Origin of the sequence: Streptomyces callyspongiae (assembly GCF_047200695.1) — a bacterium.
GTDB lineage: Bacteria > Actinomycetota > Actinomycetes > Streptomycetales > Streptomycetaceae > Streptomyces.
In genome coordinates this window covers 1-1151 of sequence record NZ_JBJZOM010000044.1, presented here as the reverse complement: position 1 = coordinate 1151, position 1151 = coordinate 1, and the positions used below count along the sequence as shown (strand labels likewise).

At 67.2% G+C, this 1151-nt stretch carries 1 protein-coding gene; it reads left to right on the top strand.

Annotation, left to right across the window (positions count from 1 at the left end; genetic code table 11):
* The coding region (locus tag ACL06G_RS21430; protein WP_412836523.1) for an amino acid adenylation domain-containing protein at positions 1–1151 on the top strand (1151 nt) is incomplete at both ends.

Here is a 1151-nt window from a genome sequence, read left to right as displayed (position 1 = left end):
CCGCCAACCGGCTCGCCCACCACCTCATCGACCAGGGCGTCACCCGCGGCACCACCTGCGCCGTCCAACTCGACCGCAACCTCCACCTGGCCACCACCACCCTCGCCATCCTCAAAACCGGCGCCGCCTACACCCTCCTCGACCCCGACTTCCCCCACACCCGCCTACGCACCATCACCGAACAAGCCCACGCCACCCACCTGATCACCACCACCGACCAGGACACCACCTGGCTCCACGCCGGCATCCACACCGTGCCGCTCGACCACGACCACCACACCCTCACCACCCGACCCACCTCAGCCCCCACCACCACGGTCCACCCCCTGGACACCGCATGCCTGATGTTCACCTCAGGCTCCACCGGCACCCCCAAAGGCGTCCTCACCCCCCACCAAGCACTCACCACCACCCTCACCCACCAACACTTCACCCCCACCCACACCCACCACACCTGGCTCCAGTGCTCCCCCATCCCCTGGGACGCCTACGCGTTGGAGCTGTTCGCACCCCTGCTCAACAACGGCACCTGCATCCTCCAACCCGGCACCCGCCCCGACCCCGACACCATCACCCACCTCATCCACCAACACCGCCCCACCCACCTCCACCTCTCCGCAAGCCTCTTCAACCACCTCCTCGACACCCACCCCCACCTCTTCACCCACACCCACCACCTCCTCACCGGAGGCGAACCCCTCTCCGTCCCCCACATCACCAAAGCCCTCCACCACCACCCCCACCTCACCATCACCAACGGCTACTCACCCGTCGAATCCACCATCTTCACCACCACCCACACCATCACCCCCCAAGACACCCAACACCCCACCATCCCCATCGGAACCCCCCTCCCCACCAAAAACACCCTCCTCCTCGACCCCCACCTCAACCCCGTCCCACCCGGCACCACCGGCGAGATCTACATGACCGGCACCGGCCTCGCCCACGGCTACACCCACCAACCCACCCTCACCGCACAACGCTTCACCGCCACCCCCTACGGCCCACCCGGCACCCGCATGTACCGCACCGGCGACCTCGCCCGCCACCGCCCCGACGGCACCCTCGAATACCAAGGCCGCACCGACCACCAAATCAAAATCCGCGGCTTCCGCATCGAACCCACCGAAATACAAACCGCACTCACC